We start from the raw sequence: 26,722 nt of genomic DNA on the forward strand, positions 1-26,722 counted from the left end.
GATCCCGCGCGATGCGGGGCCGGGGCCGACGGCGTTGGCGCTAGGCCGTCACCTGATCAGATCAGGCGGTGCTGCTGTTGCGACGGGCGCGGATGGCCACGGCGGCGCCACCGGCCACGAGCAGGCCGATGCCGACGTAGATCATCCAGGTGTTGGACGAACCGGTGTCCGGCAGGTCCTCGTCGCCACCCTCGGCGCCGCCGGCGTCACCGGACTCGTCGCCCGACTCGTCGCCGTTGTCCGGGTTGGCCACGGTGAACGAGGCGCTGGCCTCGGACTCGGAGAGCTCCGGGTCGCCGCCGTCGAGGGACGCGGTGGCGGTGACGGTGTAGTCACCCGCCGCCACGGGCTCGTCCGGGTTGAAGGTCCAGTTGCCCTCGTCGTCGATGTTGAACTCGCCCGGCCACGGTGCGGCGTCCTCGTTGCCGTCGGCCTGCGTCGACAGCTGCTCGGAGCTGGCGGAGTTGGCGTCCGCCTCGTCCGTGGCGCCGGCCGGCTCGAGCATGAGGCCGACGGTGGCGCCCGGGAACGCCGTGCCCTCGAAGGTCACGTCACCGTTGACGGTGGAACCGTCCTCGGGCACCGAGATGGTCACGTCGGCGGCCTCGATGCCGAGGTCGGCGACGGTCACCTCCTGGGTGTCGTTCTCGAAGGTCTGCGTCAGCACCGCGTCGAAGCGGACCCCGATGGGCAGGTCGGCGTTCGGCGTGATGGTCCAGGAACCGTCCTCGGCCACCTCGGCCTCGCCGTAGGCGTTGCCGCCGACGGACAGGCTCACGGTGGCGCCGGGGTGACCGGTGCCGGTGAAGTCCGGACGCGGGTTACCCGTCGTCTGGCCCTCGCTCGGCTGGTCGACGGCCAGCTTCTCGACCTCGGGAGCCTCGGCGACCTGGAACGAGCCGCTGGTCGACTCGGAGGTCGTCGCCTGGTTCGCGCCGTTGGCGGTGTGCGAGGCGGTCGCGGTGTAGTTGTAGGTGCCCGGCTCGAGCGCCTCGGCGACGTCGGCGCTGAAGCTGCCGTTGGCGGCGACCTTGCCCTCGACCGTCGGACCGTTCTCGATCTCGACGGTCACCGTGGCGCCCTTGGCGGCCTCGACGGTGCCCTCGACGGTCGGCGTCGGGCCGGTCGTGGCGCCGTCCTCGGGCGCGGTGACGCTCGGGGTGCCGACGTGGATCGACAGGTTGAAGCCGTCACCGAACAGGGTCTCGGCGTTGGCCGAGCCACTGGTGACCGCGAAGCCACCGCCGATGTCGCCGTTGGCGAAGCCGCCCACCTCGTACTCGGTGGCCGGGTCCCAGCCATCACAGTTCATGGCCTGCTCGGTGGACCACGAGTCCACGCCCAGGGCGTAGTTGCCGGAGACGATCGACCCGCCGCTGTCACCGCTGAGCATGCAGGCGGTGAAGACGAAGCTGGTGACGTCGGTGCCGGCGACGTCGACGGTGTCCTCGGCGTGCAGCACCTCGCCGCAGGTCCAGCCGGACGTGGCGCCGGACTTGCAGGCGGGCTGGCCGACGATCGGGTCGGTGGAGTCGTAGATGTCGACCGACTCGCCGTCGTCCGGCGCGCCGGTGCCGCCGCCCCAGTAGGCCACCTGCGGAGGCAGCGTCCAGTCGTCGGTCACGTTGACCAGGCCGCCGTCGTTGCCACCGCCGAACTCCATCGGCCCGTTCTCACCCAGCTGGGGGTTGTTCGCCAGCTCCGGGCTGGCCCAGCTCTCGTCGCCGAACAGCGGGCTGTCGACCGGGAGGTGGAACCAGGGGTGGCCCTGTTCGTAGTCGGCTCCGCAGTGCCCGGCCGTGTAGATGATCGGCGAACCGTCGGCGTTGGTGCCGTTGAAGCCCGCCGAGCAGCGGCCGGCGCCGCTCGGGTTCTCGATGTCGTCCAGCGTCGCGTACCCGTAGCCGCCCTTGAAGTCGTCCTGGGCGTACAGCTCGGGCTTCTCGAGGTCGCCGGAGTCGCTCTCGGGCGGCTCGCCGACCTCGACGGTGGCGCCCACGGACTCGACCAGCGGGACGTCGGCCTCGGCCTCGACGTACACCGTGAGGTCCTGCCCGGAGATGACGGAACCGTTGATGGAGACGCCGGCGGCTTCGAGCTCCGCAACGACGTCGGCGGCCGACTTGGCGGCCGCGGCGTTCGCGAGGTACTCGGCGGGCGAAAGGCCGAGGTCGCGCTCGATGGCTTGGGTCAGGCCGGACGGGAGGTCCGCGGCCTGTTCGGTGAACGCGTCGGCGGCGAAGGTCTGCAGGGTCTCGGAGAGCGACTCCTCCGCGCTGGCCGTGGTCGTCGTCGCGACGACGCCCACACATGCCAGGGCAGAAGCAGTCAGTACTCCCGTGACCCGTGCAACGCCACGACGGCGCAGCAGGGCTGTGCTCACAGTTTCTCCAAGAAATATGTCATCGACATGGATGGCCCTGGTGACCCAGCCGCCAGCCGAAACCGATGGACGAGACCCCAGAACCGGGAGTTACCTTACAGCACGCTTCCAGCCGTTATTCAAGACATCGCCGCTGTTGAAGTTGAATGTCTGATGCGCTCTGTGGTGTCGGGAATTTCCGTGTGAGGTGTGTCACGTCACGCGGAGTGACGCCGCGACAATTCATTGACGTGGCAATAATCAGAGCAGGAAAGGGGATTGTCGGCAAAGCGAGTTGAAATCCCTGGTCGAGAAGTCGAATAGCGGATTTCGGTCGCGTTCTGCGGAGTGACGCGGCGACGGCACGTCCCCCGGTGAATTCGCGTCACGGCCGGTGTGCTCGTCGGGCTCGGTCTGACGTCCCGAGTCAGCGCGCGGTGCGACGCCGCCGTGTCACGACGACCACCAGGCCCGCCGCCAGCAACGCGGCTGCGGCCGTCAGAAGTGGCAGGGTTGTCGAGCCGGTGTCCGCGAGATCGGCCTCCGCGCTGCCGGCGCCGCCGATGTCGCCCATGGAGCGCGTGCTGCGCTGGGCCTCGGTGACGTCGAACGAGACCCGCCCGGAGGGCTCGGAGGTGAGGTCGTCCACCGTCTGCGTGGCTACGACAGCCTGGTCGCCGGCGGGCAGCGGAGCATCCAGCTGGATCTCCCAGATGCCCTCGTCGTCGGTGCGGACCTGCAGCGGCTCGTCACTCGCGGTGTCGATGGCCGCGCCGCTCGAGTCCGGCCGGACGCGCACCGATACCGTCGCGCCGACCACGCCGACACCGGTGAACGTGTGCGTGGTGCCGACCTCCTCGCCGGGGCCGGGGCTGGTGATGACCGGAGCCTCGGGACGCAGCCCGACGTCCGGCACGGTCACCGAAGCCGATTCGCCGTCCACCTGCTGGGTCACGACGACGTCGAAGCGGCCGACGCTCAGGCCGTCCTCGGGCTTCAACGACCACGACCCGTCGGCGCCGACCTTGCCGGTGGCGAGGTTCTCGCCGTCCACCGACAGCGTGACGCTCGCGCCGGGTTCGCCGGTGCCGGTGAAGGCCGGGCTGTGCGAGGCCGTCGTGTCGCCGGGCTGCGGCCAGCCGACCGTCAGGCCGGCCACCTCGGCGACCTCGAACGAGCCGGTGGTCGGGTCCGACGTGACGGTCAGGTCGCCGGTCGGCGTCGAGTGGGACACGACGACCTCGTAGTCGTGCGAGCCGGGCTCCAGCGGTTCGTCGACGGGAATCGACCACTGCCCGGAGGCGTCGACCTTGGTGGTCAGCGTCGGCTCGCCGTCGATGGTGAGCTCGACCGTCGCCCCGGACGCGGCGTCTGCCCGCCCGGCGATGGTCGGCGTGCGGGCGACCATGGAGTCCTCGCCCGGCGACGTGATCACCGGGGCCCCCACATGGATGGCCAGTTCCCACGCGTCGCCGTACAGCGTCTGGACGTTGTCCTTCCCGCTGGTCACGGCGTAACCGAGGCTGACGCCGTCGGGCCTGTCGGGGTTGGATCCGTTCTCGCAGGTGGAGCTACGCCACGTCGAGCCGGAGTTGATGCCCAGCGCGTACTGGCCGACGGTCACCGCGCCGCCGCTGTCGCCGGGAAGAACGCAGGTGTCCATCAGGAAGCCGGTGACCGCCTTGCCGCTGACGGGGACGGTCATCGAGGCGTCGAGGACGGTTCCGCAGGTCCACCCCGAGGTCATGCCGGACGAGCACACCGGAGCTCCGGCGATCGCGTCGATCGAGTCGAGGATGCGCACGCCGCCGGCGTCGGCGGGCTCGTCGCCGGTGCCGTCGGCCGGTTCGTCGACGGTGCTGTCGGCCGGCTGCGCGTCGTCGTGCGGCGCGGTGGTCTCGCCGGTGGTGCCGCCGCTGCTCGCGGGTGCGGTCACCTCGGGCGCGATCTGCCAGTCGTCGGCCGTGATGTCGATCAGGCCGGCGTCCTGGCCACCGCCGAACGTGACGCTTTCGGGATCGAGTTCGCCGACCTCGGCGCCGATGTGCTCGGGCCAGGACTCGTTGAGCTCCGGCGAGGCGCCGATCGGCCCCGGTGGTGTCAGGGCGCTGACGGGCGAGCTGAACAGGCCGTCGTCGGACGAGGCACAGTGGCCGGCGGTGAGCACGCTGGCGTTGCCGTCGTCGTCCGTTCCGGTGAACCCGGTGGAGCAGCGGTAGTCCGCCAGCAGATCGCTGACCGCGAAGCCGTCACCGCCCTGCCAGGTCGACTGCGCGATCAGTCCGCCCTCGCTGACGGGCTCGCCGCGGAGGCCGACGTCGACCGGGACGATCTCGCCGGCCTCGCGGTCGATGTAGGCGATCTTGTCCTGGGTGCGGGCCGCCGCGAGCGCGTCGGTGAGGCTGTCGCCGATGTGCACCTCCGCGCCGGTGGCGCGCGCGGCCGGGGCGGCGTCCTCGTCGGTGACGGCGACGTGCAGGGTCTGTCCCTCGAGCCAGGCCGATCGGGCGGTGGCGCCGAGATGGGCGACGACGTCACCGGCCAGCCGGGCGGCAGCGGCGCCGGCGAGATACTCCTGGCCCGAGATGCCGAGGTCGCGGCGGACAGCCGACACGAGGCCGGCGGGGAGACGTGCGGCTTGCTTGCTGAAGTCCTCAGGGTCGAACGTCTGCATCCGCACCGGCGACCTCGGGGCGCTGGTGGCCGAGGTGGACTCGGCGGGATCGGCGCCGTCGGCGGCCGCGTTGCCGACCCCGACTGACGTGAGGCCCGCGACGAGGGCGGTGGCGAGCGATACCTGGAACGCGCGGCGCCGGAAATGACGCCGGAACAATGAACCGCTCACGAACGTCTCCTGATTCCTCTCGGTCGAGCCAGCGACGACCTCGTCACGATAGTCCATGCTGGCGCATCGACGGTACCGAGGATCCGCGCCGGGATGGAGTCGATGTGGTGAACGTCACCACTACGGATTATCCGGTATCGGTCGACAGGAGTGGCGTCGTCATGCAAACGGACCACGCCATTGTCGAGCGAACCCGGACATCTCCCCCAAGTGAGCCGGGAATGACCACGTTCCGCATGGGATTCCATGCGTCACCACCCTTGCAGCCCTGGTGACGCGTGCAAAAGCCTAGTGATGGAAGTGCATCGTCGATAAGCTCTCGCCGGCGTCAGCGCACGCTTCCGGCGGGTCGTAGCCGCACGGTGACGATCTGGAACGGGCGCAGTCGCAGCGCCACCTCGCCGCCGTGGACCCCGGTGACGGCGTCCCGGTCGAGCGGGCGCTCGAGCAGGTCGGTCTCGTCGGCCGACACGACTCCGAAACCGGCCCGCAGCGTCGCCTCGCCGCGCCCGCCGCCGGCCTCGTACAGCCGCACGACGACGTCACCGCTGCGGTCGTCGGCCAGCTTCACCGCCGAGACGACCGCCGACGGCGAGTCGAGTTCGACGATCGGCGCGACGGCTCCGCCGGCGACCACCCGTTCCGGCAGGTTCAGCGCCCAGCCCTCGCGGACCGCCTCGTCGACACCGGCCCCGGGCACGAGTGCGTAACGCAGCGTGTGCACTCCCTGGTCGGTGTCCGGGTCGGGAAAGCGCGGCGCTCGCAGCAGCGACAGCCGCACGGTCGTGGTCGTGCCGCCGCCGCGGCGGGCGTGGCGGCGGACGTCGTGGCCGTAGGTCGAGTCGTTGACGATCGCCACGCCGTACCCGGGCTCCTCGACGTGGACGAACCGGTGTGCGCACACCTCGAACCTGGCCGCGTCCCAGGACGTGTTCTCGTGCGTGGGCCGGTGGTGGTGGCCGTACTGGGTCTCGTACGCCGCCCGCGCGCTGTGCACGTCCAGATCGAACGCCGCTTTGAGGAACTTCTCGCGTTCGTGCCAGTCGACCTCGGCGCGCAGGTCGACACGCCGGGCGCCGGCGGCGAGCGAGACGTCCTGGACCACACGGGAGTCGCCGAACGTGCGGGTGACCCGGACCGTGGCGACCGCGTCGGTCCCCTCCGAACCGTCGGCGACCAGCGCGACCTCGTCGGCGTCGGTGAGATCGACGACGGTGTTGCGGTAGAACCCGTCGACGTCCCAGGCGTCCCACATGTTCGGGAAGTCCGGATGGAGCTGCAGCAGGTTGCCGGCAGCGCCGGGCGCGAGGGTCTCGCGGCCGGTGGCATGGTCGTACACCGACGACAGTGTGCCGTCACGGTCGACGACGACACGCAGCAGCGCGTTGTCGAGGACGAATCCACCGTCGACGGCGTCGGCGCGTACTGCCGGGGCGGGCGGCACGGTGGGCGCCGCCCCGAACGCCGGGACACCGGACCGCGGGTGTGGTGCGGCGTTGAACACGACGGGCCCGCCCGCGTCCGCGCTCGCTCCCGCGTCCGCCAGCGCCGCCTGCGCCGTGGTGATGATCGCCTCGAGATCCGCGCCGACCTGTGCGTAGACGTCGCGCGCCTCACGGTGCACCCAGCCGATGGACGACCCGGGGAGGATGTCGTGGAACTGGTGCAGCAGCACGACCTTCCAGATCCGGTCCAGCTCGTCGTACGGATAGTCGATCAGCCCGTGCAGGGCGGCGGTCGTCGACCACAGCTCCGCCTCGTGCAGCAGATGCTCGCTGCGGCGGTTGCCCTGTTTGGTCTTCGCCTGTGAGGTGTACGTGCCGCGGTGTAGCTCGAGGTACAGCTCGCCCGCCCAGACCGGCGCGGAGCCGGCGTACTCGGCCTCGGCGGCGGCGAAGAACTCGGCGGGTTTCTCGATCGACACCCGCGGCGAGCCTTCGAGGTCGTGCGTACGGCGGGCACGGGCGACCATCTCGCGGGTGGGCCCGCCTCCGCCGTCGCCCCAGCCGAACGGCGCCAGAGACCGATTTGCCGCGCCCTTGTCCCGGAAGTTGCGTACCGCGTGCGCGAGCTCGTGCCCGGACAGTTCGGAGTTGTACGTGTCGATGGGCGGGAAGTGCGTGAAGACGCGGCTGCCGTCGATGCCCTCCCACCAGAAGCTGTGGTGCGGGAACGGGTTCTGCTGGTTCCACGAGATCTTCTGGGTGAGGAACCAGCGTGACCCGGACAGCCGCACCAGCTGCGGCAGCGCCGGCGAGTAGCCGAACGAGTCGGGCAACCACACCTCTTCGGTCTCGACCCCGAACGTGTCCAGGAAGTACCGCTTACCGTGCACGAACTGCCGCGCCATCGCCTCCGAGCCGGGCATGTTCGTGTCCGACTCCACCCACATGCCGCCGACGGGGACGAAGCGTCCGCCGTCGACGTGCTCGGCGACCCTGGTGAAGACCTCCGGGCGGTGCTCCTCGAGCCAGGCGAGCTGCTGTGCCGACGACATCGCGAACACGAGGTCCGGGTACTCGTCCAGCAGCCCGACGACGTTGGCCGCCGTCCGCGCGACCTTCCGGACGGTCTCGCGCACCGGCCACAGCCAGGCGGAGTCGATGTGCGCATGGCCGACGGCGTGGATGCGGTGCGCGCCGGCGTGCGCCGGTGCGGCGAGGACGTCGGCGACCTCGGCACGGGCCCGCGCGGCCGTCCCGGCGACGTCCTGCAGGTCGATGGCGTCCAGCGCGCGCTCGACGGCACGGGTGAGCTGCCAGCGCCGGGGCTCGCCGTCACCCAGCTCGCGCATGAGGCCGTCCAGGACCTCGAGGTCCTGCACCAGCTCCCACACGTCCTGCTCGACGACGCTGACGTCGGCGCGCGCGAGCCGGTACAGCGGGTCGGAGCCCGCCGTGGTCTTCTCGCCGAGCTCCGTGGGACGGAACGGGTCGGGCCCCATGATCAGCGGATTGGCGGCTGCCTCGACGTACAGGTCGATGGGTTCGCCGCCGCGGGCGGGCGCGCCGGGCGCGCCTGGATCGTCCCCGGCCGGGACGGGGATCCACGTGTTCCGCGGGTTGAGGCCCTTCACGACGGAGCCGTCCGGCCGGTAGACGAGTCCCTCCGCCTGGAAACCGGGGGAATGCTCCTCCCAGCCGAGGTCGACCACCAGCTCGACCCGCCGGCCGGCCGCGGCAGTGGGCACCTCGCCCGCGAGGTGGAACCACGACGTTCCCCACGCCGGACCCCACCGGTCGCCCACCCGGGTGGGGACGTACGCGGGCGGATCGTCGGCCCCGGGCAGCGCCGCGGCCGGCGGCACCGGCTCGCCCTGCCCGCCGCCGACGTGCCACGCCGACAGCCGCAACGGCGCGACCGGCCGGTGGGTCAGCGGACGCAGCCGTTGCCGCAGGACGCGCTCGAGGCGGTTCTCGACGAGGGACCGGTCGTCGTGCATGAGCGGAACAACTCCATGAAAGGCGCGGACTCACGGGCGCGGACTCGGTGTTCGAAGGGCGATCACGGCAGGCGCGCCGCGTCGCCGACACCAAGGCTCACGAGCCATGATCTCCGACTCCGGGCGCGACAGCGGTGTGAGGTTACTGCACCAGCGCTGTCGAGATGCTGCTGCTTTGGCCCCAGTAGCTCCGCACCTGGCTCCGCACCTCTGCGGCGCCAGAGCCGAACATGCGAACGGAATGGGGATCCGGGCCCTGCGGAATCGCACGGCAGCGGCCGGTGACGTGTGAAAGGTGGGTGCCCGCGGCAGGACTCGAACCTGCGACTTTCTGCTCCGGAGGCAGACGCTCTATCCGCTGAGCTACGCGGGCTCAGGCCTGCACAGGCTATCAGCACGACCGCCGGGGCGGCGAACCTGCGGTCCCGGGTCTCGGTCAGGGCAGAGTCAAGATGCGCGGGCCGTCGTCCGTGACGGCGACGGTGTGCTCGGCGTGCACGCCGCGGCTGCCGTCGGCCGTGCACAGCGACCAGCCGTCGGAGGCCATCCGGTACCGGTCGTCGCCGCCGGCCATCAGGCTCGGCTCGATGGCGATGACCAGGCCAGGCTCGAGGCGCAGCCCGCGTCCCGGGACGCCTTCGTTGGGCACGAACGGCTCTTCGTGCATGGCGCGGCCGATGCCGTGCCCGCCGAAGTCGTTCTGGATGCCGTACCCGGCGGCGCGGCCCACCGCCGCCGTCGCGTGCGCGATGTCGCCCATGTGCGCGCCCGGCACGGCCGCCTCGATTCCCGCGGCGAGGGACCGCTCGACGGTGTCGATGAGTCGCAGGTCCTCCGCGCTCGCGGTGCCGACGACGAAACTGACCGCCGCGTCGGCGTGGAAGCCGTCGATGGCCGCGCCGCAGTCGACGTTGAGCAGGTCGCCGTCGCGTAGCCGGTGGTCCGTCGGCAGCCCGTGCAGCATGACGTCGTTGACCGACGTGCAGATGACCCCCGGGAACGGGGTGGCGCCGAACCGCGGGTGGTATCCCAGGAACGACGAGATGGCGCCGGCTTCGTCCATGACCTTACGGGCGACTTCGTCCAGGTCACGTAGCGTCACGCCTGGTGCGGCGTGCTCGCGCACCTCGGCGTGCACGTTGGCGACGACGCGGCCGGCGGCGCGCATGACGTCGATCTCGGTCGGGGACTTGAGTTCGATCACGGTGACTTCCTCGGATGCGGCGATAACTATACCGGTATTAGTATCACATTCATGGTACGAGTGCCGCTGACCATCTCCGAACGCGAACGCGGCGAGCGCCTGGGTGAGGCCCTGCGCCGGGCCCGCGGCGAGCGCAGCATCGTCGACGTCGCCACCGAGGCCGGCATCTCGCCGGAGACGCTGCGCAAGATCGAGCGCGGCCGGATCCCCACGCCCGCGTTCTTCACCGTCGTCGCCGTCGCCGACATCCTCGGCATGTCCGTCGACGCGCTGTTGACCGAGGTGATGGTTCAGGTGACGGACGCGGCTGACGACGACGCCGCGCCGCTGGCTACGCTGGCCCGGTGACCCCCGAGCAGCTTTCCACCGCGGTCCGTGACGTCCTGGCCGCCGCCGTCGACGCGGGCGAGGTGTCCCTGCCCGACGGCGTGCCCGACCGGGTGACGGTGGAGCGACCGCGCAACCGTGAGCACGGCGACTACGCCACGAACGTCGCCATGCAGCTGGCGAAGAAGGCCGGCGCCAACCCGAGGGCGCTGGCCGAACTGCTCGCCGCCCGGCTGCGCGCCGTCGACGGGGTCACCGCCGTCGACGTGGCCGGTCCCGGGTTCCTCAACATCACCGTCTCGGCCGCCGCGCAGGGCGAGCTCGCGCGCACCGTCGTCGAGCAGGGCGCCGAGTACGGTCGCGCTGACGTGCTCACAGGTACCCGCCTGAACATCGAGTTCATCTCCGCGAACCCCACCGGGCCGCTGCACCTGGGCCACGTGCGGTGGGCCGCGGTCGGCGACGCCATGGCGCGGGTGCTCGACGCCGCCGGCGCGGACGTCACCCGCGAGTTCTACATCAACGACCGCGGCGCGCAGATGGACAAGTTCGGCGCCTCGATCATGGCTCGTGCGCACGGCCGCGACGTGCCCGACGACGGCTACCACGGCTCCTACGTCGGCGAGCTGGCCCGCGCGATCGTCGAGGACCAGCCCGGCATCACCGAGCTGCCCGAGGACGAGCAGCTGGTGGCCTTCCGCGAGGCCGGCTATCAGCGGCAGTTGGCCGAGCAGCAGCGTCAGCTCGACGAGTTCCGCACCCGTTTCGACGTCTGGTACTCCGAGCGCACGCTGCACGACGGCGGCAGGGTCGAGCACGCACTGGACGTGCTGCGCGGCAAGGGCCACGTGTTCGAGGCCGACGGCGCGGTGTGGATGCGCACGACCGACTTCGGCGACGACAAGGACCGCGTGCTCGTGCGCACCGACGGCGGCTACACCTACTTCGCCGCCGACACCGCGTACTACGTGGACAAGCGCGAGCGCGGTTTCGACGTCTGCATCTACCTGCTCGGCGCCGACCACCACGGCTACGTGGGCCGGCTGCGGGCCATCGCGGCGTGCGCCGGCGACGACGCCGACCGCAACATCGAGATCCCCATCGGGCAGATGGTGAAGATCCTGGACCGCGGCGAAGAGCTGAAGCTCTCCAAGCGGGCCGGGACGATGATCACGCTGGGGCAGGTGGTCGACGCCGCGGGCGTGGACGCGCTCCGGTACTCGCTGTGCCGTTATCCCGCCGACTCGCCGCTGACGCTCGACGTCGCCCAGATCACCAAGCACACGCCGGACAACCCGGTGTTCTACGTGCAGTACGCGCATGCGCGGCTGTCGTCCATCCTGCGCAACGCCGCGGACCTCGGTGTCGACCGCGGTGAGCTGGACCCGTCGATGCTGAACCACGAGCGCGAGTCCGTGCTGCTGGGCGCGCTGGCGGAGTTCCCGCGGGTGGTGGCCACCGCTGCGGAGCTGCGCGAGCCGCACCGCATCGCGCGATACATGGAGGACGTGGCGGGCACCTTCCATCGGTTCTACGACGACTGCCGCGTGCTGCCGATGGGCGACGAGGACGCCACCGACGTGCACCGTGCCCGCCTCTGGCTGGTCGACGCCACCCGCGTGGTGCTGGCGAACGGGCTGGGCCTGCTGGGCGTCGCGGCGCCGGAACGGATGTAGCCCGGTGCGTGCGCACGAGGCCGGCGTCCTGCATGCCGAGGCCGGTCACCGAGGGCCGTCGTGGTTGCGGGTGCCCGACGACGTCAACGCCCTGTATCCGGGGTTGTGGCCGGCCGGCGCCGAGCGCGGGGCCGACGGCACGCTGCGGGTCGGCGGGGTCGGTGTCGGCGAGCTCGCCGCGGAGTTCGGGACCCCGATGTACGTCGTCGACGAGCAGGACTTCCGGACCCGCGCGGCGGAGTTCCGCGACGCGTTCGGTGCCGTGCTCGGCGGCGCGGACGTCTATTACGCGGGTAAGGCGTTCTTGTCCGTCGAGGTCGCGCGCTGGATCGCCGACGAGGGCCTGTGCCTGGACGTGTGCTCCGGCGGTGAGCTCGCGGTGGCGCTGCGTGCGGAGTTCCCGCCGGAGCGGATCGGCCTGCACGGCAACAACAAGTCGTCGTCCGAGCTGGACCGCGCGCTCGCCGCAGGCGTCGGCCGCATCATCGTGGACTCGTTCGACGAGATCGACCGGCTGGCACAGCTGGCCGGCGGGCACGGCGTGACCGCCAGGGTGCTCATCCGCACCAAGGTGGGCGTCGAGGCGCACACGCACGAGTACATCGCCACCGCGCACGAGGACCAGAAGTTCGGGTTCTCCATCGCCGGCGGCGAGGTCGCCGAGGCCGTCCGGCGGGTGCTGGCCGCGCCCGCCCTGGACCTGCTGGGCCTGCACTCGCACATCGGCTCGCAGATCTACGACACCTCCGGGTTCGAGGTGGCCGCGCGGCGCGCGCTCGACGTCCAGGCCGACGTCCGCGACGAGCACGGTGTCGAGCTGCCGGAGTTGGACCTCGGTGGCGGTTTCGGCATCGCCTACACGAGTCAAGACGATCCGTCGAACCCGTCCGATTTGGCCGCCGGCCTGGCCGAGATCGTCGCGCACGAGTGCCGCGGACACGGGCTGGCGGTGCCGCGGCTGAGCGTCGAGCCCGGCCGGGCGATCGTCGGCCCCAGCACGTGCACGGTCTACGAGGTCGGCACCGTCAAGACCGTCGAGCTGGACGGTGGTGCCTCGCGCCGCTACGTCGCCGTCGACGGCGGCATGAGCGACAACATCCGCACCGCGCTGTACGACGCGGACTATTCGTGCACGCTGGCCTCACGCGCCTCCGAGGCGGCGCCGGTGCTGTCGCGGGTGGTCGGCAAGCACTGCGAGAGCGGCGACGTCGTCGTCAAGGACGAGTTCCTGCCGTCCGACGTCGCCGTCGGAGACCTGATCGCCGTGCCTGGGACCGGCGCCTACTGCCGCAGCATGGCCAACACCTACAACCACGTGCCGCGGCCGCCGGTGGTGGTCGTGCGCGACGGAACGGCGCGCGTCATCGTCCGCCGCGAGACCGAGGACGACCTGCTGGCGCTGGACGTCGGCTGAGGGCCCTTTCCCATGATCATCGGCACTTTTCCGCCGTATGAGCGGGAAAGTGCCGATGATCATCGGGGGAGGGTGGCGTTGTTGCCGCCGCTGACGACGGTCACCACCGTCGACCCCGGCTCCACCGTGAGCGCGCCGGACATCAGCGCCGCCAGCGCGACGCACCCGCCGGGTTCGGCGAGCACCCGGCAGCGCTGCCACAGCCACCGGCGTGCGGCCAGGATGTCGTCGTCGGAGACCAGCGGCACGTCGACCACGTCCGCGCGGGCCAGGTCGAACGCCGTCGCGCCGATCTCGGACGGGCCGAGCGAGTCCGCGCCGACGCCGCCGACCTCGACCGGCACCGGGTGCCCGGCAGCCAGCGCGGCGTGCAGGTCGGCGCAGCGTTCCGGCTCCACCGGGACGACGCGGACGTGGCTGCCCAGCGCGGTGCGCACGCCGGAGTACAGTCCGCCGCCTCCGCAGGCCACGGCCACCGTGTGGGCGTCGGGCACCTGCTCCTCGAGCTCCAGGCCGAGCGTGCCCTGGCCGCTGATCGTGCCCTCCTGCTCGAACGGGTGGATCAGCGGGACACCGTGCTCGGCCGTCCACGCCAGCCCGGCGGCGAACGCATCCGGCACGCCGCCGTCGACGACGTGCGCGCGCCCGCCGTAGCCGCCGATGCGCTCCAGCTTCTCCGGTGTCGCCGTCGCCGGGACGAAGACGTCGGCGTCGATCCCGGCGCGCTCGGCGGCCCAGGCCACCGCCGCGGCGTGGTTGCCGCCGGAGACCGCCGCCACGCCTCCGGACGACGCGTCGGCCTGAAGGACCGAGTTGAGCGCTCCGCGCGCCTTGAACGACCCGGTGTGCTGGAGCAGTTCGAGCTTGAGGACGACACGGCCGGTGACCCCCAGTTCGGCGCCGTGGAGCTCGAGGGTCGGCGTCCGCCGGACGATGTCGTGGATGCGGGCCCGGGCCGCCTCGACGTCGGTGCGGTCGAGCGTCAGTGGGTGCACGGTGTCGGTCACCCGGCCATTGTGGCGGATCGGGTGGCCCGTCCTCCCATGATCATCGGCACTTACCCGTCATATAGGCACGGTAAGTGCCGATGATCATGGGGAGTGGAACGGAGTTGCGCTCACGGCGGACACGGGACTGGGCGCGCCCGTTCCGGGCGTTCACTCGGAACAGGCTCGGCAGGAGGTGCGCCATGTCCGTGGACCCACGCGGCGACCGGGACGACACCGGCGCCGCTGCCCTCGATGCGTACTCGCAGGTGGTGACGTCGGTGGCGCGGCGCCTGCTGCCGGCGGTCGCGGCGATCGCGGTCTCCGGCGAGCGCGGCGGACGTCACGGTGTCGCGGGAACCGGTTCGGCGGTGGTCTTCACCGACGACGGTCACCTGCTGACCAACGCGCACGTCGTCGGCTCGTCGGACGGCGGCACCGTGTCCTTCGCCGACGGAGCCGAGGCGGGCTTCACCGTGGTCGGACGTGACCGGCTGTCGGATCTGGCGGTGATCCGGGCCGACGGGCCGACGCCGCCGCCCGCCGTGCTGGGCGACGCGGACGGGCTCACCGTGGGGCAGCTCGTGGTCGCGGTGGGCAGCCCGCTCGGCCTCTCGGGGTCGGTGACGGCAGGCGTGGTCAGCGCGCTCGGCCGGTCGATGCCGGCGCAGTGCGGGCGCGCGGTGCGCATCATCGAGGACGTGATCCAGACCGACGCGGCGCTGAACCCCGGCAACTCCGGCGGCGCGCTCGCCGACTCCTCCGGCCGGGTCGTGGGCATCAACACAGCGGTCGCCGGGGTCGGCGTGGGCCTCGCCGTCCCGGTGAACGCGACGAGCACCCGCATCGTCACCACGCTGCAGCAGGCCGGTCGGGTGCGCCGCGCGTTCCTCGGGGTGGCCACCGCGCCGGCGCCGGTGCCGCCCGAGCTGGCCGAACGGATCGGCCGCCGCCGTGGTGTGCGCATCGTGCACGTCGAGCCGCGCAGTCCTGCGGCGGTCGCCGGGCTGCGCGAGGGTGATCTGATGGTGACGGTGGCCGGCGAGGCCGTCGTCGACGCGCAGGCGTTGCAGCGGCGGATGTTCGCCGAGGCCATCGGCGAGCCGCTGGCCATCACGACGTTCCGCAACGGCGCCATGGTCGACGTCATCGCGCACCCGGTGGAGCTGGCCGACGGTTCGTGACGGCGCGCGGTGTCGGTCGGTCCGACAGAAGACCATGAGCGTTCCATGGCGTCGCAGCGCCGTGAACGTCGCACGATCTCCGTCCGCGGCGGCGGATGGCGCGCAGCCACTCGTGCCGGATCAGCCCGCTGAACGGGCGGATCAGCGCCCAGTACACCGCGAACAGCCGGCGGGTCCGCGTGTCGGTCGCGGCGACCCGCGTCTCGGTGTCGAGCCGTGCACCGTGCACGCGGAACTCGAACGCGATCTTGAGATGCCCCGGCTGGTCGACCCCGGCGAAGTGCTCGACATCGCCGATCGGGACGACCTGCTCACCTCGCCCGGCGACGAGGACGATGCCCACCAGCAGATGGGCGTCACTCCTCTCGAGGATCTCGAACCCGTCCGCGGTCATCGAGTCGAGCACCGCGCGGTCGGCGGCGTAGCGGTGGCGCTGTGTGAACCGCAGCGACATCAGGCTCCGGAACACCGGGACCTCGCGCCACGTCAGTTCACGCGCGGCGCGCATCAGCGTGGGCGCGTCCGTCAAGACGTGGACACCGTGGCGTTCTCTCCGGTCCCAGCGGGGCAACAGCATGGCGACATCAGTGGACATCAGTGGCTCCTCAGCAGCACCGTGGACAGCGCCACTCTCCGCGTCCCAGCGCGGGGCCCGACTCCCTCGTTCGGGGGAGCCGGCAACCGAAGGGGTGAGACGATTGCTGTGTCGATGGAGATTCTGCGGCCGACAGCACGAAGCATGAGACGGACATCTCGCATGATGGATAGTTCGCGCGAGATCGTCCGCACCTCGAAGACACTTGTGCTTCGCGGTGTCGTCGGGCCGGCACGCTCTGGCGGGTCCTCCACCGCTGTTCGCCGGGGACGATCGCGGGCCGCGGCGGGGTAGAGACCAAGAAGGAGGACGGTGATGGCCAGCGTGCGCGTGGCGCTGCTCGGTTGTGGTGTCGTCGGCACCGAGATCGCCCGGCTGCTCGACGAGCACGCCGACGACCTGGCGGCCCGGGCGGGGGCTCCGCTCGAGCTGGCGGGGGTCGCCGTGCGGCGGCTCGACCGGGATCGGACGGCGACGGGTATCGACCCGAGCCTGTTCACCACCGACGCCGCCGGCCTCGTCAGCCGCGACGACGTCGACCTCGTCATCGAGGTCATCGGCGGCATCGAGCCGGCACGCACGCTGATCCACACCGCCATGGAGCGCGGCGCGTCCGTGGTCACCGCCAACAAGGCGCTGCTGGCCGAGGACGGCGTCGGCCTGCACACCGCCGCCGACAAACACGGCGTCGACCTGTACTACGAGGCCGCCGTCGCCGGGGCGATCCCGTTGCTGCGGCCGCTGCGCGAGTCACTGGCCGGCGACCGCATCCAGCGCGTGCTCGGCATCGTGAACGGCACCACCAACTACATCCTCGACCAGATGGACTCCGTGGGCAGCGGGTTCGCGGAGGCCCTCGAGGAGGCGCAGTCGCTGGGCTACGCCGAGGCGGACCCGACGGCCGACGTCGAGGGCTACGACGCCGCGGCCAAGGCCGCGATTCTCGCCGGCATCGCGTTCCACTCGCCGGTCGGCTCCGGCGACGTGCACCGTGAGGGCATCGGTGACGTCACCGCCGCCGACGTGGCTTCGGCGAAGGCCATGGGGTCGGTGGTGAAGCTGCTGGCCATCTGCGAGCTCTCGGACGACGCCACGTCCGTCGGTGTCCGCGTGCACCCGGCGATGCTGCCGCGCACGCACCCGCTGGCCGGCGTGCACGGCGCGTACAACGCGGTGTTCGTCGAGGCCGAGGCCGCCGGGCAGCTCATGTTCTACGGTCCCGGCGCCGGTGGCGCCCCGACGGCCGGCGCCGTGCTGGGCGACGTCGTCACCGCCGCGCGCAACCGCGTCGGTGCGAGCCTGGGCCCGCGCGGGTCCTGGTACGCCGACCGCCGCACCCGCCCCATGGGCGAGACCGTCACCCGGTACCACATCAGCCTCGACGTGGACGACCGCCCGGGCGTGCTGGCCGCGGTGGCCGCCGTGTTCGCCGAGCACGGCGTGTCCATCGAGACCGTCCGCCAGCGGGTCGAGGGCCACGACGACGCCGAGCTGGTCGTCGTCACCCACAGCGCCACCGACGACGCACTGACCGCGACTGTCGACGACCTCGACGGCCTCGATACTGTTCGTGCTGTGCTTTCGGTGATGCGCGTGGAAGGTGAGTAGACGATGGCCGTGGTGCCTGCCGCCACCAGGTCCAGGCTGTGGCGGGGTGTGATCGAGGAGTTCCGTGACCGGCTTCCGGTGTCGTCGACGACGCCGGTGGTGACGCTGCGCGAGGGCGGGACGCCGTTGCTGCCCGCGCCGTGGCTGTCCGAGCAGACCGGCTGCGACGTGCACCTCAAGGTCGAAGGGGTCAATCCCACCGGCTCGTTCAAGGACCGCGGGATGACGGTCGCGGTCTCCAAGGCGGTCGAGCAGGGCGCCGAGGCGGTCGTGTGCGCATCCACGGGGAACACCAGCGCGTCGGCGGCGGCCTACGCCGTCCGTGCCGGGCTGCGCCCCATCGTGCTGCTGCCGGACGGGAAGATCTCCGGGCCCAAGCTCGCGCAGGCGGTGGTGCACGGGGGCATCATCGCCTCGGTCGAGGGCAATTTCGACGACTGCCTGCGGCTGGCGCGCGAGCTCGCCGACACCTATCCGGTGGCGCTGGTGAACTCGGTCAACGCGTTCCGGCTGGCCGGGCAGAAGACGGCGGCGTTCGAGGTCGTCGACGACCTGGGCGACGCTCCCGACGTGCACGTGCTGCCCGTGGGCAACGCCGGCAACATCTCCGCGTACTGGATGGGATACCGCGAGTACGCCGCCGACGCCGGTGACGTGCCCGGCCCGGCGACCCGGCGGCCGCGGATGTGGGGGTTCCAGGCCGCGGGCGCCGCGCCGTTCGTGCACGGCGGGCCGGTGTCGTCGCCGGAGACCGTCGCCAGCGCCATCCGGATCGGCAACCCGGCATCGTGGGACCTGGCCATCGCCGCGCGTGACGAGTCCGGCGGGCTCATCGACGCGATGACCGACGAGCAGATCCTGGCCGCGCAGCAGGAGCTGTCGGGCCGCGAGGGACTGTTCGTCGAGCCGGCGTCGGCCGCGGGCGTGGCCGGCCTCCTGCACTACAGCCGTACCGGCCGTCTCGACGGTGGCCAGCGCATCGTCGTCACCGTCACCGGACATGGCCTGAAGGACGTCGACACGGCGAGCGCGTACTACGGCGAGATCCGGCCGTACGTGGTGCCGGCGGACGCGTCGGCCGCGGCGGCCGCACTCGGCCTGGCGTGAGCGCGCGCCCCGCCGCCGTACGGGTCACCGCGCCGGCCACCAGCGCCAACCTCGGGCCCGGCTTCGACACGCTCGGCCTGGCGCTCGACTGGTGCGACACCGTCGAGGCCCGTGCGGAGTTCGACGGCCCGGGCACACAGCTGCACGTCGAGGTCGAGGGCGCGGGCGCGGACGAGGTCCCGCGCGACGAGCGGCACCTGGTGGTCCGAGCGATGCGAGCGGCGTTCGACGAAGCCGGCGGCCGGCCGTCGTCGCTGTGGGTGGGGTGCCACAACGTCGTTCCGCACAGCCGTGGGCTGGGCTCGTCGGCCGCGGCGATCGTGGCCGGGGTGTGCGCGGCGCGCGAACTGGCACGGCGGGCGCACGGCACCGCGGGTGTGCTCGATGACGACGATGCGGTGCTCGCTCTGGTGGCCCGGCTGGAGGGCCATCCGGACAACGTGGCGGCGTGCCTGCTCGGCGGGTTGACGATGGCCTGGCTCGACGACGACGGTGCGGCACGCGCGGCCCGCGTCGACGTGCACCCGGAGATCGTGCCGGTGGTGGCCGTGCCGCGTGACGGTGTGTCGACCGAGGCCGCGCGTGGCCTGTTGCCGGCGACGGTGCCGCATGCCGATGCGGCGCGCAACGCCGGCCGGGCGGCACTGCTCGTCCATGCTGCCGAGAACCGGCCGGAGCTGTTGTTCGACGCGACCGACGACCGGCTGCACCAGGCGTTCCGGGAGCCGGCGATGCCCGCGACCATCGCGCTGGTGGCGGCGTTGCGAGACCGCGGGCTCCCCGCGGTGGTGTCCGGAGCCGGCCCGTCGGTGCTGGTCATGGGCGATGCTGCTGCAGCCGTTCAGGTGCGTGCGCGTGTCCCGGACTGGCAGGTTCACACGTTGCCGGTCCGTGCGGACGGGGTCCGGGTCGACACGCTCGAGTGAGGCGGCCGGTGCCGGGGTCGGCGTGCTCGGCGTGCGTGCCGGGCACGCACCTGGCCGCCCGGTACGGCGCGGACCGGACTCGGCCCGGCCGGACAAAACCGCACGTGGCGGGGTGTGGGTCAATCGGGTGGTGGCGTGCTAAGCTCGCAGTGCACCGACGTTCTGCTGGTCGGTATGCCATGGTGGCGGTGATCATCGCCAACGGCCGTGGATCTTCATTCGCCTCTCAGGGTTCGCCTGCGCGGGCACAGGGGTGATGGACCATCAGAGACGTCCGTGTTGATATTCCCTCGGGGAACACCCCGGGGCGTTCGATGCACCGGCAATCTGGCCGGTGCCGGTCCAGGGAAGGACCCTGAGTGACTAACACCGAGATTCCCGGCGTCGCGGAGACGCCGGACCCTCAGGCGTCGTCGGGCGACGACGCCGCGCCGGCGAAGCGACAGCGCCGCCGTGCGCCCGGTCTCGACGGCATGGTCCTGGCTGAACTTCAGCAGCTCGCGACCAGCCTCGGGCTCAAGGGCACCGGCCGGATGCGCAAGAGCCAGCTGATCGACGCCATCAAGGAGGCTCAGTCCGGCGGCTCGGCGCCGGCGGCCGAAGACACGACGCCCGCCAAGACGCCGGCCGCCAAGAAGCCGGCCGCCGACGACGCCGGCACCGGCGAACGACGCGCCGCGGACACGCTGCCGAGCGGCGACGCGGAGCCGACGGCACAGCCCAGCTCCGGCGATTCCACCGGCTCGGGCGATTCCTCCGGCGGCCGACGGCCGCAGGGGCGACGCGCGCAGCGTTCGCAGGCCGCGTCCGAGCCCCGGCTCGACGAGGTGGTGGCTCCTGCCGACGGGTCGGCCGACAGCTCCGCCGACGCCGAGCAGCCGCGCCGCGACGATTCCGGCGGCGCTCAGGACGAGCGCCGCGGCGGCCGCGACGGGCAGCGCCAGCGGCGGGACGCGCGTGGCGACGGTGCCCAGGAGGCGCCGAACCGCGATTCCCGCGACGGTGGCCAGAAGCGTGACGGTGGTCAGAACCGCGAGGGTGGTCAGAACCGCGAGGGTGGTCAGAACCGCGAGGGTGGTCAGAACCGCGAGGGTGGTCAGAACCGCGAGGGCGGTCAGAACCGCGAGGGCGGTCAGAACCGTGACGGTGGTCAGAAGCGCGACAATCGCGACCGTCAGGGCGGCCGGGACGGCGACAGCCGTCAGGGTGACCGGCAGAACGAGCGCCAGGGCGAGCGCCAGAACGACCGGGGCAACGGCCGGCAGAACGACCGCGACGATGACGACGACGGGGGCCGGAGGCGCCGTCGGCGCGACCGTCGCGGCAACCGCGACCGTCGCGGAGGCGGCGGCAGCGGTGGTGGCGGCGGTGGCCGTGAGCGCGCGGACGAGCCGCAGATCGCCGAGGACGATGTCCTGATCCCGGTTGCCGGCATCCTCGACATCCTCGACAACTACGCGTTCGTCCGCACGTCGGGTTACCTGCCCGGCCCCAACGACGTCTACGTCTCGCTGGCCATGGTCCGTAAGCACGGGCTGCGCAAGGGCGACGCCGTCACCGGCGTGGTGCGTCAGCCGCGTGAGGGCGAGAAGCAGCAGAAGTTCAACGCGCTGGTGCGGGTCGACACCATCAACGGCACCGACCCCGAGGGGTCGAGGCAGCGCACCGACTTCAACAAGCTGACGCCGCTGTACCCGCAGGACCGGCTGCGCCTCGAGACCGAGCCGGGCATCCCGTCGACGCGGATCATCGACCTGGTCGCGCCCATCGGCAAGGGGCAGCGCGGCCTGATCGTCTCGCCGTCCAAGGCGGGTAAGACGCTCATCATGCAGGCGATGGCGAACGCGATCACGACGAACAATCCCGAGACCCACCTGATGGTCGTGCTCGTCGACGAGCGCCCCGAAGAGGTCACGGACATGCAGCGCGCGGTCAAGGGCGAGGTGATCGCCTCCACCTTCGACCGGCCGGCCGACGACCACACGACGGTCGCCGAGCTCGCCATCGAGCGGGCGAAGCGGCTGGTCGAGCTGGGCCACGACGTCGTCGTGCTGCTCGACTCCATCACCCGGCTGGGCCGCGCCTACAACCTGGCGGCGCCGGCCAGCGGCCGGATCCTCTCCGGTGGTGTCGACTCCAGCGCGCTGTACCCGCCGAAGAAGTTCTTCGGCGCCGCTCGGAACATCGAGAACGGCGGTTCGCTGACGATCCTCGCGACGGCTCTGGTCGAGACCGGGTCCAAGATGGACGAGGTCATCTTCGAGGAGTTCAAGGGCACCGGCAACATGGAGCTGCGGCTGCGCCGTGACCTCGCCGACAAGAGGATCTTCCCGGCCATCGACGTCGACGCCTCCGGCACCCGGCGCGAGGAGATCCTCGTGTCGAAGGAGGAGCTGTCGATCATGTGGCAGCTTCGCCGCGTGCTGTCGGCCCTGGACAACCAGCAGGCCGTCGAGCTGCTGCTGGATCGGCTGAAGAAGACGAAGAGCAACACCGAGTTCCTCATGACGGTGCAGAAGACCACGCCGACCGTGGGCGGCGGCAACGGCAACGGCAACGGAACCAAGGAGACCGAGTAGCCGGGTGCGGCCGTTGCGTTCCGGCCGGGCAGACCGCCCACCGCGGTGGTTTGGCCCGGCGCCGTTCCGGCTGGAATACTGAATGACCGGTTCCGGTTCACGGTCGGGCAGCCCGCCCGACCGACCCGGCGGCCCTCGAAGATCCCAGGAGTCAACTGATGAAGCGCGACGTTCATCCGCAGTACGTGGAGACCACCGTGACCTGCACGTGTGGCAACACGTTCACCACTCGTAGCACCGCACCGAACGGCAACATCCACGCCGACGTCTGCTCGAGCTGCCACCCGTTCTACACGGGCAAGCAGAAGATCCTCGACACCGGCGGCCGCGTCGCCCGGTTCGAGTCGCGGTACGGCAAGAAGAAGATCGGCTCGAAGTAGCTCGTTCGCGGCGGGGATTCCTGCACTGCTCCGCCGGCTTCGGTGGACCTGGCGGTGAAGCATGCCAGGTCCACCTCTTTAGACGCCGGCTACGCAGTACAGGAATCCCCGCCGCTTCCACGTGGCCGGATAGTCGCCGTTCGAGGTGTCGAGGGAGGTGTCGTGGTGTTCGAGGGTGTCGAAGCTCTGGTCGCCGAGCATGCCGAGCTCGAGGAGCGGATGGCCGACCCTTCGGTGCACGCCGACGCCGCCCGTGCACGCAAGCTGGCCCGGCGCTACGCCGAACTGTCGGCCGTGGTGAAGGTCTACCAGCAGTGGCGCGCCGCCGGTGAGGACCGCCGTGCCGCGCTGGAGCTCGCGGCCGACGACCCCGCCTTCGCAGCCGAGGCGGACGAGAACGCGCGGCGCGAGCAGGAGCTCGCGGACAGGCTTCGCGTACTGTTGACGCCGCGCGACCCGAACGACGACCGTGACGTGCTGCTCGAGGTCAAGGCCGGCGAAGGCGGGGCCGAGTCGGCGCTGTTCGCCGCGGACCTGCTGCGCATGTATCTGCGCTTCGCCGAGCGCTCCGGGTGGTCGACCCAGGTCCTCGAGACCGAGGAGTCCGATCTCGGCGGGTACAAGGACGTCACGGTCGCGGTGAAGGCCCGTGACACCGCCGAGCTGGGAACGGCCCCGTACGCCCGGCTGAAGTACGAGGGCGGCGTGCACCGGGTGCAGCGGGTTCCGGTCACCGAGAGCCAGGGCCGCATCCACACCTCGGCGGCGGGGGTGCTGGTGCTTCCGGAGGCCGACGAGGAGGGCGAGGTCGAGATCGGCCCGAACGACCTCCGTGTGGACGTGTTCCGTTCCTCCGGCCCCGGCGGGCAGAGCGTGAACACGACCGACTCCGCGGTGCGCATCACCCACCTGCCCACCGGCATCGTCGTCTCGTGTCAGAACGAGAAGAGCCAGTTGCAGAACCGCGAGCAGGCGATGCGGATCCTGCGGGCGCGGCTGCTGGCCGCGGCTCAGGAGGAGGCCGAGCGGGAGGCCGCCGACGCGCGCCGCAGCCAGGTGCGCACGGTCGACCGCTCCGAGCGGGTGCGGACCTACAACTTCCCGGAGAACCGGATCACCGACCACCGGGTCGGGTACAAGGCACACAACCTCGATGCCGTGCTCGACGGCGACCTCGACCCGGTCGTGCAGGCCCTGGTCGACGCGGACGCCGAGGCCGGGCTCGCGGCCACCGATCAAGCGGAGCGGACATGACGGCACGGACGGTGCGGCCGTGACACCGGCGCCACTGCGTGAGCAGATCCGCGACGCCGCGGCGCGGCTGACCGAGTCCGACGTGCCGTCGGCGCGTCACGACGCCGAGGTGCTCGCCGCGCACGTGCTCGGTATCGAGCGGGGCGAGCTGCACACGTGCCCCGAGCCGGACGGCACGTTCGGCGCGGCCTACGAGGCGCTGATCACGCGGCGCGCGGCCCGCGAGCCGCTGCAGCACCTGACCGGCAGCGCAGCGTTCCGCCACATCACGGTGCAGGTGGGGCCCGGCGTGTTCGTGCCCCGGCCGGAGACCGAGCTGACCGCGGGCGCGGCCGTCGAGGAAGCACGGGCGGTGGTGGCGGCCGGTCGTGTGCCGGTCGTCGTCGACCTCTACGCCGGTACCGGCGCCATCGCGATCTCGGTGTCCACCGAGGTCCGTCCGTGTGTCGTGCACGCGGTCGAGAGCGAGGACGACGCGGTGGAGTGGTTGCGCCGCAACGCGGCCGGCGCGTCCGTCGTCGTGCATCGTGACGATGTCGGGTCCATCACCGAGCGGAGCATGTCGATGCTGCTCGGAAGGGTGGACGTCGTAGTCGCGAACCCGCCGTACGTGCCGTCCGGCGCGCGGATCCGCGATCCCGAGGTGGTCGACCACGATCCGGGAGCGGCGCTGTGGTCCGGGCCGGACGGCCTGGACGCGATGCGCACCCTCGAACGGGTGGCGGGGCACCTGCTGACCGGCGCCGGCCTCGTCGTCGCCGAGCATGCCGACGTGCAGGGAACCTCCGCGCCGGACGTGTTCCGCGCCACCGGATCGTGGACCGATGTCGTCGATCACCCGGACCTGAACGGCCGCCCGCGGTACCTTACTGCCCGGCGCACCTCACCCGCGGAATGATCATGTAGTCGGATGGCATGCAGGGCATTCCATGCGTCACCACCCGTACAGGCCTGGTGATGCGGTGAGAGTCCTGGTGATGGCTGCAGCCGCGAGCCAGAGCACCCTGATACCGTCCGGCCGACCGCGCGAGAGAGGATGACACCGTGACCCCGCTGTACGACTGCTCGGACGAGACCAAACGCGTCCGCGGGCTGGGCGCCGCGCGCCGTGCCGTCCGCAACGGCCGGCTGGTGGTCTTCCCCACCGACACGGTCTACGGCATCGCCGCGGACGCGTTCACCCCCGACGCCGTCACGGCGCTGCTGGCGGCGAAGGGACGCGGCAGGGACATGCCGGTGCCGGTGCTGGTCGGCTCGACGGCGATGCTCAGCGGCGTCGCGGTGACCGGGCCGACGGTGGACGCGCTGGTCGAGGCGTTCTGGCCGGGCGGGCTCACGTTGATCTGCGCCGAGCAGCCGTCGCTGCACTGGGACCTCGGCGACACCTCCGGGACCGTCGCGGTGCGCATGCCCGATCACGACGTCGCCCTCGACCTGCTCAAAGAGACCGGACCGCTGGCGGTGAGCAGTGCGAACGTCTCCGGGCGGCCGCCGGCGCGCACCGCCGCGGACGCGCGCGAACAGCTCGGCGACAGTGTGGCCGTCTACCTCGAGTCCGGCTCCACCGGCCAGGACACCCCGTCGACCATCGTCGACGTCAGCGGCGACACGCCGCGGGTGCTACGGCAGGGCGCCCTCGGACTGGACCGGTTGCAGGAGGTCGTCCCCGAGATCCAGGGGGACGACGCCGCGGTTCCGGACGCGTAGGGAGCGCCGCCGCCCGTGCGCGAGTACCTGCTCACCTTCTTCGTCGCGGCGTCCGTGACGTATCTGGTCGTCGGCCTGGCCGGAAGGTTCGCCTACTGGGTGGGGGCGGTGCCTCCGGTCCGCGACCGCGACGTCCACCGGGAGCCGGTGCCGCGCCTCGGCGGTATCGCCATGCTGGTGGGCATGCTGGCGGCGATGCTCGTCGCGAGCTACCTGCCCCGGCTGCGCGGCGTGTTCGAGGAGTCCAGCGACGCGTGGGCGCTGATCGCCGCGGCGTCGGTGATCTGCCTGGTCGGCGTGGCCGACGACATCTGGGACCTGTCGGCGTTGACGAAGTTCGCCGGACAGCTGCTCTCCGCCGGACTGCTCGTGGTCCTCGGTGTGCAGCTGGTGTGGCTGCCGCTGCCCGGGGGGACGTTCATCCTCGACCAGACCCAGGGGGCGCTGCTGACCGTCTTCCTGGTGGTCGGCGCGGCGAACGCGGTGAACTTCATCGACGGGCTGGACGGCCTGGCCGCCGGGGTGGTCGGCGTCGGTGCGGGTGCGTTCTTCTCGTACGCCTACCTGCTGGACGTGGTGAACGAGATCAGCCGGATGAGCACCCCGGCGCTCGTGTCGATCGTGGTCGTCGGCGTGTGCGCCGGATTGCTGCCGCACAACGTGGCGCCGGCGAAGATCTTCATGGGCGACTCGGGAGCGATGCTCATCGGCATGCTGCTGGCCGCCGGGTCCATCAGCCTGACCGGTCGGCTGCCCAGCCAGGACGTCGAGGCGACCAGTTTCCTGCTGACCATGTTGCCGCTCGTGCTGCCGCTGGCGGTCATCCTGCTGCCGTTCCTGGACATGATGCTCGCCGTCGTCCGGCGCACGCGGGCAGGCAGGTCGCCGTTCGCGCCCGACAAGCGGCACTTGCACCACCGGTTGCTGCAGGTGGGGCACTCGCCGCGGCGGGCGGTGGCGATCATGTGGGTGTGGGCCGGCCTGGTGTCGTTCGGCGTGGTGGTCATCGCGATGGTGGGCGGCTGGACGACGTACGTCCTGGTGGCGGTCGCGGTGCTAGTGATGATCGCGTTCACCACCGGGCACCCGCGCCGGTTGTTCCGGCGCGGCGTCAACGCCTGACCGG

The 26,722-nt window shown here is 71.6% G+C and carries 19 protein-coding genes and 1 tRNA gene; 13 read left to right on the forward strand and 7 right to left on the reverse strand.

Annotated elements, in window-relative coordinates:
• Positions 1 to 61 precede the first annotated feature (61 nt).
• From CLV30_RS03020 to map, 5 genes are all read right to left on the reverse strand, one after another.
• Positions 62 to 2,308 carry an LPXTG cell wall anchor domain-containing protein gene (locus CLV30_RS03020; RefSeq protein WP_106535716.1) on the reverse strand — a complete coding sequence of 749 codons (2,247 nt, stop codon included), beginning with the start codon at positions 2,306 to 2,308 and terminating at the stop codon, positions 62 to 64.
• Between the two features lie 481 nt (positions 2,309 to 2,789).
• Positions 2,790 to 5,207 (reverse strand): LPXTG cell wall anchor domain-containing protein, encoded by a 2,418-nt coding sequence (locus tag CLV30_RS27470; protein WP_165358445.1) that lies wholly within the window; start codon positions 5,205 to 5,207, stop codon positions 2,790 to 2,792.
• Positions 5,208 to 5,535: 328 nt separating this feature from the next.
• Positions 5,536 to 8,649, reverse strand: coding sequence for an alpha-mannosidase (locus CLV30_RS03030; RefSeq protein ID WP_106535718.1), 3,114 nt, complete (start codon positions 8,647 to 8,649; stop codon positions 5,536 to 5,538).
• 300 nt (positions 8,650 to 8,949) lie between these two features.
• Positions 8,950 to 9,022, reverse strand: a tRNA-Arg gene (locus CLV30_RS03035).
• Between the two features lie 63 nt (positions 9,023 to 9,085).
• The gene (map, locus tag CLV30_RS03040) at positions 9,086 to 9,853 is read right to left on the reverse strand and encodes a type I methionyl aminopeptidase (protein ID WP_106535719.1); all 768 of its coding nucleotides are present in this window, start codon (positions 9,851 to 9,853) and stop codon (positions 9,086 to 9,088) included.
• 51 nt (positions 9,854 to 9,904) lie between these two features.
• Between map and CLV30_RS03045 the strand changes: the two genes are divergently transcribed.
• From CLV30_RS03045 to lysA, 3 genes are read left to right on the forward strand one after another with little or no spacing between them, the layout of a single operon-like run.
• Positions 9,905 to 10,201 carry a helix-turn-helix domain-containing protein gene (locus tag CLV30_RS03045; RefSeq protein WP_106535720.1) on the forward strand — a complete coding sequence of 99 codons (297 nt, stop codon included), beginning with the start codon at positions 9,905 to 9,907 and terminating at the stop codon, positions 10,199 to 10,201.
• A complete protein-coding gene (argS, locus tag CLV30_RS03050) occupies positions 10,198 to 11,856 on the forward strand; it encodes an arginine--tRNA ligase (protein ID WP_106535721.1) in 1,659 nt (552 codons plus the stop codon). Before CLV30_RS03045 ends, argS begins: the two co-directional genes overlap by 4 nt.
• Positions 11,857 to 11,860: 4 nt before the next feature.
• A complete protein-coding gene (lysA, locus tag CLV30_RS03055; RefSeq protein ID WP_106535722.1) occupies positions 11,861 to 13,270 on the forward strand; it encodes a diaminopimelate decarboxylase in 1,410 nt (469 codons plus the stop codon).
• Between the two features lie 59 nt (positions 13,271 to 13,329).
• Here the strand turns inward: lysA and CLV30_RS03060 are convergent, their stop codons facing one another.
• Entirely contained in the window at positions 13,330 to 14,277 is a 948-nt protein-coding gene (locus tag CLV30_RS03060) for a serine/threonine dehydratase (protein WP_106535723.1), read from the reverse strand.
• A 182-nt stretch (positions 14,278 to 14,459) separates the two neighbouring features.
• Here CLV30_RS03060 and CLV30_RS03065 point away from each other — a divergent pair, with 182 nt between their 5' ends.
• Positions 14,460 to 15,440 carry a S1C family serine protease gene (locus CLV30_RS03065; protein WP_106535724.1) on the forward strand — a complete coding sequence of 327 codons (981 nt, stop codon included), beginning with the start codon at positions 14,460 to 14,462 and terminating at the stop codon, positions 15,438 to 15,440.
• Here CLV30_RS03065 and CLV30_RS03070 read toward each other — a convergent pair.
• Complete coding sequence (locus CLV30_RS03070) at positions 15,403 to 16,035, reverse strand: hypothetical protein (protein WP_106535725.1); 633 nt, start codon at positions 16,033 to 16,035, stop codon at positions 15,403 to 15,405. The genes CLV30_RS03065 and CLV30_RS03070 overlap by 38 nt on opposite strands.
• 315 nt (positions 16,036 to 16,350) lie before the next feature.
• Between CLV30_RS03070 and CLV30_RS03075 the strand changes: the two genes are divergently transcribed.
• The 9 genes from CLV30_RS03075 (at position 16,351) to CLV30_RS03115 (ending at position 26,718) form a co-directional block, all read left to right on the forward strand.
• Positions 16,351 to 17,643: a homoserine dehydrogenase gene (locus CLV30_RS03075; protein WP_106535726.1), complete on the forward strand. Its 1,293-nt coding sequence runs from the start codon at positions 16,351 to 16,353 to the stop codon at positions 17,641 to 17,643.
• 3 nt (positions 17,644 to 17,646) lie between these two features.
• On the forward strand, positions 17,647 to 18,750 hold the full coding sequence (gene thrC / locus CLV30_RS03080) for a threonine synthase (RefSeq protein ID WP_106535727.1): 1,104 nt from the start codon (positions 17,647 to 17,649) through the stop codon (positions 18,748 to 18,750).
• Positions 18,747 to 19,676 carry a homoserine kinase gene (gene thrB / locus CLV30_RS03085; RefSeq protein ID WP_106535728.1) on the forward strand — a complete coding sequence of 310 codons (930 nt, stop codon included), beginning with the start codon at positions 18,747 to 18,749 and terminating at the stop codon, positions 19,674 to 19,676. The genes thrC and thrB overlap by 4 nt, the downstream gene beginning before the upstream one ends.
• 359 nt (positions 19,677 to 20,035) lie before the next feature.
• Positions 20,036 to 22,255 (forward strand): transcription termination factor Rho, encoded by a 2,220-nt coding sequence (gene rho / locus CLV30_RS03090; RefSeq protein WP_106535729.1) that lies wholly within the window; start codon positions 20,036 to 20,038, stop codon positions 22,253 to 22,255.
• A gap of 158 nt (positions 22,256 to 22,413) precedes the next feature.
• Positions 22,414 to 22,635 (forward strand): 50S ribosomal protein L31, encoded by a 222-nt coding sequence (gene rpmE, locus CLV30_RS03095; RefSeq protein ID WP_106535730.1) that lies wholly within the window; start codon positions 22,414 to 22,416, stop codon positions 22,633 to 22,635.
• A 165-nt stretch (positions 22,636 to 22,800) separates the two neighbouring features.
• On the forward strand, positions 22,801 to 23,889 hold the full coding sequence (gene prfA / locus CLV30_RS03100; protein WP_106536042.1) for a peptide chain release factor 1: 1,089 nt from the start codon (positions 22,801 to 22,803) through the stop codon (positions 23,887 to 23,889).
• A 19-nt stretch (positions 23,890 to 23,908) separates the two neighbouring features.
• A complete protein-coding gene (locus CLV30_RS03105) occupies positions 23,909 to 24,787 on the forward strand; it encodes a N5-glutamine methyltransferase family protein (RefSeq protein WP_211300004.1) in 879 nt (292 codons plus the stop codon).
• Positions 24,788 to 24,933: 146 nt separating this feature from the next.
• The gene (locus CLV30_RS03110) at positions 24,934 to 25,596 is read left to right on the forward strand and encodes an L-threonylcarbamoyladenylate synthase (protein ID WP_106535732.1); all 663 of its coding nucleotides are present in this window, start codon (positions 24,934 to 24,936) and stop codon (positions 25,594 to 25,596) included.
• Positions 25,597 to 25,611: 15 nt separating this feature from the next.
• The gene (locus CLV30_RS03115) at positions 25,612 to 26,718 is read left to right on the forward strand and encodes an MraY family glycosyltransferase (RefSeq protein WP_106535733.1); all 1,107 of its coding nucleotides are present in this window, start codon (positions 25,612 to 25,614) and stop codon (positions 26,716 to 26,718) included.
• The last annotated feature ends 4 nt before the right edge of the window (positions 26,719 to 26,722 follow it).

Origin of the sequence: Haloactinopolyspora alba (assembly GCF_003014555.1) — a bacterium.
Lineage (GTDB): Bacteria > Actinomycetota > Actinomycetes > Jiangellales > Jiangellaceae > Haloactinopolyspora > Haloactinopolyspora alba.